Consider the following 9,151-nt stretch of genomic DNA (forward strand, 5'->3'; position numbering starts at 1 on the left):
AGCTCAGTGCCCGCCGCTGAGGAAGACGTTGCCGTAGGCCACGCCGTCGGCGTTGCCGCGCGTGAGGTAGCCGCTGATGTCCATGACGTGGCCGCACCGCCCGCACGTCTTGGACCGGATCGTCATGTCCTGCGGGTTGTGGGTCCGGACGGTTCGGTGCACCCAGGCGGCACAGGAAGGGGCGATGGTCCGGGGATGCGTCATGGGAACAACCGAGGCATTTGGGAACAACGCCGGGGCAAAGCCGGTCGAGACGGGAGTGCGTGCTCACGTAACATGACGGACTGGTCCGTGCGCGGCATACCCGACGCGCCCCGCAACCACCCGAGGACGACAAGGCACCGATGGAAACCGCAGAGATCCGCCGCCGCTGGCTGAACTTCTTCGAGAAGAACGGCCACACCGTGGTGCCCTCGGCCCCGCTCATCCACGACGACCCGAACCTGCTCTTCGTCAACGCCGGCATGGTGCCCTTCAAGCCCTACTTCCTCGGCCAGCAGACCCCGCCCTGGGACAGGGCGACCAGTGTCCAGAAGTGCGTGCGCACCCAGGACATCGAGGAGGTCGGCAAGACGTCTCGGCACGGCACCTTCTTCCAGATGAACGGCAACTTCTCCTTCGGTGACTACTTCAAGGAGGGCGCGATCAAGCTCGCCTGGGAGCTGATCACGACCCCGCAGGAGGCCGGTGGCTTCGGGCTCGACCCCGACCGGATCTGGCCGACCGTCTTCGAGGACGACGACGAGGCCATCGCCCTCTGGCTCGAGCTGACCGACGTGCCCAAGGAACGCATCGTCCGTCGTGGGCTGGCCGACAACTACTGGCACATGGGCGTGCCCGGCCCGGGCGGCCCGTGCTCGGAGATCTTCTACGACCGTGGCGCGGAGTACGGCCCCAATGGCGGTCCGGCGGTCGACGAGGACCGGTTCATGGAGTTCTGGAACCTCGTCTTCATGCAGTACGACCTGTCCGTCGTGCGCTCGAAGGTCGACTTCGACATCGCCGGCCCGCTGCCCGCGCAGAACATCGACACCGGCATGGGCCTGGAGCGAATCGCGAGCATCCTGCAGGGCGTCGACAACATGTACGAGATTGACGAGGTGTACCCCGTCCTGGCTCGGGCGGCCGAGATGACCGGCAAGGAGTACGGCAAGAACTCCGGACAGTCCGCGGGGGACAGCCACCCCGACGACGTCCGCCTGCGCGTCGTCGCCGACCACGTCCGCTCATCACTCATGCTCATCGGCGACGGCGTCACCCCGGGCAACGAGGGTCGCGGCTACGTCCTGCGCCGAATGCTGCGCCGCTCGGTGCGTTCGATGCGACTGCTGGGCTTCGAGGATCCATGCCTCCCCGAACTCCTGCCTGTCTCCCTGGAGCGGATGAAGCAGTCCTACCCCGAGTTGGAGACCGGTTTCGACCGCATCGCCCAGATTGCGTATGCCGAGGAGGATGCCTTCCGGCGCACGCTCGCCTCGGGCACGACGATCCTCGACACTGCCGTCGCGCGGACCAAGTCCGAAGGGGGCAGCGTCCTGGCCGGCGACCAGGCGTTCGCGCTCCACGACACCTATGGCTTCCCGATCGACCTCACTCTCGAGATGGCCCAGGAGCAGGGCCTGGAGGTCGATCGCGAGGGCTTCACCCGCCTGATGCAGGAGCAACGCGAACGCGCCAAGGCGGACGCGAAGGCCAAGAAGTCCGGCCATGCCAACACCGAGGTCTGGAAGGACCTGCGCGCCCTGGGAGCCACCGACTTCCGGGCCTATGAGGAGTTGACCTCGGAGGCGACTGTTGTCGGACTGGTCGTCGACGGCGAGCGTGTCGAGGAACTCGAGCCCGGCCAGCGCGGCCAGGTCATCCTCGACCGCACCCCCTTCTACGCCGAATCCGGTGGTCAGATCGCCGACGATGGAGTGATCAGCAGCGACGGGGCCCACCTCAAGGTCGTCGACGTCCAACGCCCGATCAAGGGCCTCATCGCCCACACGGTTGAGGTCCTCACCGGCCCGATCCGGATCGGCTCGCCCGTTCTCGCCGAGGTCGACGAGGAGTGGCGGCTGTCGGCCTGCCAGGCGCACTCGGGCACTCACGTGGTCCACGCGGCCTTGCGTCAGGTCCTCGGCCCATCAGCCCTGCAGTCGGGCTCCTACAACAAGCCGGGCTACCTTCGTCTCGATTTCGCCTGGAACCAAGGGCTGTCCGCTGCCACGCGCAGCGAGATCGAGGAGGTCGCCAATCTCGCTGTGCGACAGGATCTCCCGGTCCGTGCACTGCACATGACGCTGCCGGAGGCTCGCGACTTCGGTGCCTTGGCACTCTTCGGCGAGACCTACGGGGAGACCGTGCGCGTCGTTGAGATCGGCGGCCCGTGGTCGCGCGAGCTCTGCGGCGGCACGCACGTGCGGCACTCCTCCCAGGTCGGCGCCCTGACCATCACCGGCGAGTCGTCGGTGGGATCGGGAGTGCGTCGACTCGAGGCCTTCGTCGGGATGGATGCGCTGCGCTTCCTCGCCCGCGAGCGGGCCATCGTCGCTGAGCTCGCCACCCTCGTCAACGCGCAACCGCACGAGCTCACCGAGCGGATCGGGGCCATGGTGACGCGTCTGAAGGATGCCGAGCGGGAACTCGACAAGGCGCGCAAGGATGCGCTGTTCGCGGACGCCGCGAAGTTGGTCGACGGCGTCAAGGACGTCGGCGGTGTCACCTTCCTCGCACACCACCTCGGGGAGGCCGGCGCCGACGACGTCCGCGGTCTCGTCCTGGACCTGCGCGGTCGCCTCGGGGTCGACCGCCCGAGCGTGGTGGTGGGGACGGCCGTCGCCAAGGGCCGACCTCTGGTCGTCGTTGCGACCAACGAGGCCGCCCGAGCCAAGGGCATCAAAGCCGGTGAGCTGGTGCGCACAGCGGCCACGACGCTCGGTGGCGGAGGTGGCGGCAAGGATGACATCGCCCAAGGCGGTGGCCAGGATCCGACCAAGGTCGGTGAGGCGACGAACGCCGTGGAGTGGCGGGTCGGCGAACTGGCGGCCCGGTCCTGAACCAGCCACAGCAGTCGGTGAGGGGCCCTCGCCTCGGGGTGAGGATCGGGGTCGACGTCGGCTCCGTGCGCGTCGGCGTCGCGCGTAGTGACCCCTCGGGCCTACTGGCGACGCCGGTTGCCACCTTGGCGCGCACGGCCGGCGACCTGCCGGACGTGCAGGATGCCGACGTCGTCACCCTGGCCGGGATCGTCCATGACGAGGCGGCCATCGAGGTCGTCGTCGGCCTGCCGCGGACACTCGCGGGCGGCGAGGGTGCGGCCGCGGCGAAGGCACGTCAGTATGCTGCGGTGCTGGCACGACGGATCGCCCCCGTCGCCGTGCGTCTGGTGGACGAACGACTCACGACGGTGGATGCCCATCGTGCCCTCCGCGAGAGCGGGGTCGCAGGGCGGCGACAGCGAGCGGTCGTCGACCAAGCGGCTGCCGTGATCATCCTGCAGTCCGCCCTGGACGAGGAGCGGAGCACCGGCCGGCCGCCGGGCTCGCCCGTGGCCCACAAGCGGCGCAAGCCGCGGCAAGGACGTGAGTAGAGGATGAGCGACCCCCTCGACAGAGCGATCTTCGGCGACGACCGAGGCGCCGAGGCGATCTCCCGTCGGCAGCGGCGGCGCGCTCCCCGGCCCCCGGCCAAGCGCACCGGCCGCAAGGTCGTCGTCGTCTTTGTCGCCCTGGCTCTCGTCACCGGTGCCGGCGTGGCGGCGTTCACCGTGCTCAAGCCGTTGATCTCCAAGATCACCGGCGTCGGTGGCGTCAATGAGGACATGGACTTCACGGGTCCCGGCGAGGGCGAGGTGAAGATCGCCGTCGCCCAAGGCCAGACCGGGGACGACATCGCCACGACACTGCGGGACAACGGCGTGACCAAGACGCGCACGGCATACCTCGAAGCGGCCAAGGGGGACCCGGCGGCCGCATCGCGGATCCAGCCCGGCACCTACACCTTGAAGAAGGGGATGCGTGGCGTCGACGCCTTCAAGGTGATCTCCAATCCGGCCAACGTGGTGCGCAATGCGGTGACGCTCCCCGAGGGGCTCTGGGCGAGCGAGACCTTTGCGCGGCTGTCGTCCTTCTCCGGCATCCCCGTCGCCGACTACGAAGCGGCGGCCAAGGATGCAGCGGCCATCGGCCTGCCGGCCGCAGCCGGTGGCAATGTCGAAGGCTGGCTCTCGCCGACCACCTACGAGTTCCCCGAGAACTCCACCGCCACGCAACAGTTGGCGATCATGGTCAAACGGACCGTGGATGAGCTGGCCCGGGCCAATGTGGCCCCCGACGAGCAGCAGCGGATCCTCACGCTGGCGTCGATCGTCGAGGGCGAGGTCAATGCCGGCACGGACCGCGGCAAGGTGGCGCGCGTCATCGAGAACCGGCTCGACAACCCGACCGGTCCGACGGTGGGGTTCCTCCAGATGGACTCCACGCGCAACTTCGCGATCCAGAAGCGCGGCAACCTGTCGGCGGCCGATGTCGCGAAGTCGAAGGAGAGCCCGTTCGACACCTATGCGCACAAGGGCTTGCCGCCGGGACCGATCAACAGCCCGAGCGAGGCGTCGATCGTGGCGGCGGCCAACCCGACCCCGGGCAACTGGTACTACTTCGTGACGGTGAACTTCGACACGGGCGAGACCCTGTTCGCCGAGACCTTGGCGGAGCAGGAGCAGAACATCGCCAAGTGGAAGCAGTGGTGCAAGGACAACCCCGGCAAGTGCGAGGCCGGCTGACTCCGGATGACCACCGTGGTGCAGCACGCAGGGGTCCTCGGGTCGCCGATCGCCCACTCCCTCTCGCCGATCCTGCACTCAGCCGGGTATGCCGCGTGTGGACTCAGGGACTGGCGCTACGGCCGGCGTGAGGTCACCGCAGGGGAGTTGGCGTTCGTCGTCGGCACCCTCGACGACTCCTGGCGTGGGCTTTCGCTGACGATGCCACTCAAGGAAGTCGCCTTCGAGGTGGCCACCACCGTGTCCGAGGTCGCCCGGAGCGCGGGCGCCATCAACACCCTGGTGCGGCGGGCCGACGGCGGCTGGGACGCGACGAACACCGACGTCACCGGCCTGGTCGCCTCGATCGCCCATGTCGAGCATGACGGACGAGCCCGGGTGCTCGGGTCCGGCGCCACGGCGCGATCCGCCGTGCTCGCCCTGGCGGAGGTGGGCGTTGAGCACCTGACCATCGCGGCCCGGAACCCGGCGACCGCACGGGATGCGGTGGCCCTCGCCGAGGCTGTTGGCATGTCGGCGTCGGCGATCCCCCTGGAGTCGTGGATCGAGGACCCGGTGCGCCTGGTCATCTCCACCCTGCCGGGCACCGCGAGCGTCGGCGTCGGCGGGCTGCTGTCCGAGGCGGGCCGGGACTTCGTCGGCATGACCGTGCTCGATGTCGTGTATGCGGACTGGCCGACGCCCTTGGCGCGTGATGTGCGCCGCGCCGGCGGTGAGGTGATCAGCGGCCTCGACATGCTGGTCCACCAAGCGGCTGCCCAGTTCGAGCTCTTCACCGGCGTGGCGGCCCCCGTCGACGCGATGATGGCCGCCGGGCGTGCCGCTCTGTGCTGATCCAGGGTGCTGGTGCCCGTTCCTGTGGGCATGCCCCCCTACGTCGCAGTAGGTGCCGGGCGCCGTGCTTGGCGTCGCCGGCTACGTCGCAGTAGGTGTCGCGATCGCAGCGTTTACTGCGACGTAGCCAGCGAGACGAGACCGGCTCCCGGTGGGCACCAGCCCGGTCGGACCTTCGCATGGGTGGGCGGCACAGAGCGATTCACGGCAGCGAAAGAGTCTTGACGGAGCGCCTCAACGGAGCGTGTGAAGGAGCCAGTGATTCTGGACAGAGCGCCTCAACGCAGGGGACGATTCAGGTAGCGGCATTTCAGGCGGCACGCGCGATCGCGCGCACGGGCGGGCGTGGCCGAGCCTCGGCTGTCCGATAACTCTGTTCCAGCCGGGCCAGGACGGCCGCGGGCTTGTCACTGATGCGTCTGGGTGTCACACCCGCCACGATCACCCCGGCCGCAACCAGATCGCCGTCGCGCTCGACAGTCTCGTCCCACTGCTCACCATTGCTGTGCCACCGCTTCGAGTGCACCATCGCCGCGAACCCCACGTCGTCCCACCAAAGGTCAGGCGACACCAGCAGCCGACCGAACTCATCGGTGAGGATGGGATTCATCATTGGTTCAGGGAGCACCGTCGATGTCGAGACGAGCTCGAGCAGATCGTGCTCCGGCACTGACCAGGACCCGGTGGCAGCTGCTTCAAGAGCGGGCCACAGGGCCGCCGCATCCCGCGTGCGGAGGCGGGACAACCACTCTGTGAGTTCATCAACCGATGCCAGGTCCTTCTGGACTGCCTCGATGAAGAGTGCCGCACGTTGCCTCTCGCCATGGAGCTCGCGGGCATGGTCCACCACCGCCCGGGCCGGGCTCGACACACGTACCGGACCCACGGTGCGCACTCCGCTATCGAAGAGCATGGACCGCCGAATCACCACGAAGCCGGTGCGCCGCGGCCTCAGGGGTGGGGGGACGACGACACGGACGGTTGTCTCGTCGATCGCCGAGTCGAGCCCGTGCCACCGTGCGGCGGTGCTGCCGGCGAGCACCGATCGAGGGCCGGCGTGCAGCAAGGCAGCGATCCAACGTCGGCGTGGCGTTGGCTGATCCATGCCCATCTGGTAAACGCTCGGCAGGAGGACACGCCACTGCCGGCCCGCCCGGTGGCGGATCGTCGCCTTGGAGACTCCGTGAGCGAGCAACTGTTGCCGGGTCGCGAGCTGGTCCTGACCTGCCAGCAGCCGATTGAGTGCACTGTGGTCCATCGCCCGACCATCGCGCGATGACACGGGTGCTACCCCAACGAGTCGCACGTCCTGTGGATATTGCCGCCCGTGAGTCTCCACCTGTGGACAGCAACGCTTCGCGAGCTACGTCGCAGTAGGTGTTGCGATCGCAACAGCTACTGCGACGTAGCCTGCGACACTGGACAGGGCGGCTGACACTCACTGCGACGTAGCGAGCGACACCAGACCGGCCGGCGACAGCTACTGCGACGTAGCCGACAACAACAGCGCACCCAGCAACACCAAGGGCAACGGACGACAGTTACTGCGACGTAGCCGGCGATACCAGACGCAGCGACCAGGATCGCCGCCGCATCGAGTCCGAATTCTGACCTGCGCGACCACCTGCTGAGACGGGCGTGGAAGGATCGGGCGTATGTTGCGCTGGCTGACTGCGGGGGAATCGCACGGTCCTGCCCTGCTGGCGACCATCGAGGGACTGCCGGCCGGCATCGAGGTCACCACGGTCGACGTCGCCGCGGCGCTCGCTCGCCGTCGCCTCGGCTTCGGCCGGGGAGCGCGGATGAAGTTCGAGCAGGACGAGGTCGAATTCCTGGGCGGTGTCCGCCACGGCCGGACCCTCGGCTCACCGGTCGCGATTCGCGTCGCCAACAGCGAATGGCCCAAGTGGCAGACCGTCATGAGCGCCGACCCGGTCACCGACGAGGCGTATGCCGCGGCGGACGACGTCAACGCCGAGAAGGAGATCGCCCGAAACCGGGCGCTCACTCGACCGCGCCCCGGTCACGCCGATCTCGTCGGGATGCAGAAGTACGCCTTCGACGACGCCCGGCCGATCCTCGAGCGCGCATCGGCGCGCGAGACCGCGGCACGCGTGGCCCTCGGCGAGGTGGCGGCCCGCTTCCTCGAGCAGGCCTACGGCATCCGGCTCGTCTCGCACACCGTGTCGATCGGCACCGCCGCTGTCTCCGACGATGCGCCTCTTCCGCACCCCGACCAGGTAGACGAGATCGACGCCGACCCGGTCCGCACCCTTGATGGCCCCGGCAGTGCAGCCATGATCGCCGAGGTCGAGGCGGCCAAGAAGGACGGTGACACGATCGGTGGTGTCGTCGAGGTCGTCGCCCACAACCTGCCACCGGGCCTGGGCTCGCACGTCCACTGGGACCGTCGCCTCGACGCTCGTCTGGCCGCGGCCCTCATGGGCATTCAGGCGATCAAGGGGGTGGAGGTCGGTGACGGCTTCCGCACCGCCGCCCGCAGAGGCAGCCAGGCCCACGACGAGATGGAGCGTGACGCCGACGGGACCATTCGTCGTCGCAGTGGTCGTGCCGGAGGCACCGAGGGCGGCATGAGTGTCGGGGGAGTGCTGCGCGTCCGCGCCGCGATGAAGCCGATCTCGACCGTCCCCCGTAGCCTCGACACCGTCGACATCGCCTCCGACGAGCCGGCCAAGGCCATCCACCAGCGCTCCGACGTCTGCGCGGTGCCGGCGGCCGGGGTCGTCGCCGAAGCCATGGTCGCGCTCGTGCTCGCCGAGGCCTGCCTGGAGAAGTTCGGCGGCGACTCGGTGACCGAGACGGCCCGCAACCACGCGGCATACCTCGCCGCCATCCCCGAGTCGATGCGGAGCTGGTGATGGCACCCGAGGTCGTCCTCATCGGCCCGCCCGGCAGCGGCAAGACGACGGTCGGCGCAGCGCTGGCCGAGGCACTCGGCACCATGTGCCACGACACGGACGCTGCCGTCGAGCAGGCGCAAGGGCGCACCATCGCCGACATCTTCATCGAGGACGGTGAGCCGGCCTTTCGCGCCCTCGAGCGCGCCGAGGTCGCGCGGGCCCTGCGTGAGGAGACCGGCGTCGTCGCCCTCGGCGGCGGCGCCCCGATGGATCCGGAGACCCAGGTGGCGCTGGCGGGGCACACCGTGATCTTCCTCGACGTCGGCATCTCCGACGCCTCGAAGCGGATCGGCTTCGACCAGTCGCGGCCGCTGCTCTCGGTCAACCCGCGGGCGTCGTGGACCCGCCTCATGAACGAGCGCCGGCCCACCTACACCCGACTGGCCACCCATGTCGTCGACACCGCGACCCGAACCCCCGAGGACATCGCTGCCGAGATCGTCGCCCTGCTCGGGGGCGCCCGATGAGCGTCGTCAGCGTCGGCGACCGCTATGACGTCACCATCGGCCGGGACCTGCTCGACCAGGTGGCCGAAGTCCTGCCCGAGCAGGCAGAGCAGGTCCTCGTGGTGCACAGCGAGGCCCTGCCCGGTCCGGCCCAGCGCGTCGCCGCCGCCATTACCGGCAGGGGG

Annotated in this window: 8 protein-coding genes; 6 read left to right on the forward strand and 2 right to left on the reverse strand. The window is 69.1% G+C overall.

What is annotated here, in order from left to right:
- Positions 1-3 precede the first annotated feature (3 nt).
- Entirely contained in the window at positions 4-204 is a 201-nt protein-coding gene (locus tag BN10_RS04300; RefSeq protein ID WP_010849941.1) for a hypothetical protein, read from the reverse strand.
- A gap of 140 nt (positions 205-344) precedes the next feature.
- Here BN10_RS04300 and alaS point away from each other — a divergent pair, with 140 nt between their 5' ends.
- Genes alaS through BN10_RS04320 form a run of 4 tightly spaced genes read left to right on the forward strand, consistent with a single transcriptional unit; the run spans position 345 to position 5,599 of the window.
- Positions 345-3,041 (forward strand): alanine--tRNA ligase, encoded by a 2,697-nt coding sequence (gene alaS / locus BN10_RS04305; protein ID WP_010849942.1) that lies wholly within the window; start codon positions 345-347, stop codon positions 3,039-3,041.
- 38 nt (positions 3,042-3,079) lie between these two features.
- Entirely contained in the window at positions 3,080-3,574 is a 495-nt protein-coding gene (ruvX, locus tag BN10_RS04310; RefSeq protein WP_233354257.1) for a Holliday junction resolvase RuvX, read from the forward strand.
- A gap of 3 nt (positions 3,575-3,577) precedes the next feature.
- Positions 3,578-4,765, forward strand: coding sequence for an endolytic transglycosylase MltG (gene mltG / locus BN10_RS04315; RefSeq protein WP_010849944.1), 1,188 nt, complete (start codon positions 3,578-3,580; stop codon positions 4,763-4,765).
- Between the two features lie 6 nt (positions 4,766-4,771).
- Positions 4,772-5,599 (forward strand): shikimate dehydrogenase, encoded by an 828-nt coding sequence (locus BN10_RS04320; protein WP_010849945.1) that lies wholly within the window; start codon positions 4,772-4,774, stop codon positions 5,597-5,599.
- A 310-nt stretch (positions 5,600-5,909) separates the two neighbouring features.
- On the opposite strand, the gene BN10_RS04325 is transcribed toward BN10_RS04320, so the two are convergent.
- A complete protein-coding gene (locus tag BN10_RS04325; RefSeq protein WP_010849946.1) occupies positions 5,910-6,857 on the reverse strand; it encodes a type IV toxin-antitoxin system AbiEi family antitoxin domain-containing protein in 948 nt (315 codons plus the stop codon).
- A 397-nt stretch (positions 6,858-7,254) separates the two neighbouring features.
- Here BN10_RS04325 and aroC point away from each other — a divergent pair, with 397 nt between their 5' ends.
- Both aroC and BN10_RS04335 read left to right on the forward strand, forming a co-directional pair.
- On the forward strand, positions 7,255-8,478 hold the full coding sequence (gene aroC / locus BN10_RS04330; RefSeq protein ID WP_010849947.1) for a chorismate synthase: 1,224 nt from the start codon (positions 7,255-7,257) through the stop codon (positions 8,476-8,478).
- Entirely contained in the window at positions 8,478-8,987 is a 510-nt protein-coding gene (locus BN10_RS04335) for a shikimate kinase (RefSeq protein ID WP_010849948.1), read from the forward strand. The genes aroC and BN10_RS04335 overlap by 1 nt, the downstream gene beginning before the upstream one ends.
- The last annotated feature ends 164 nt before the right edge of the window (positions 8,988-9,151 follow it).

It is taken from the genome of Phycicoccus elongatus Lp2 (assembly GCF_000367525.1).
GTDB classification, from domain to species: Bacteria; Actinomycetota; Actinomycetes; order Actinomycetales; family Dermatophilaceae; genus Phycicoccus_A; species Phycicoccus_A elongatus.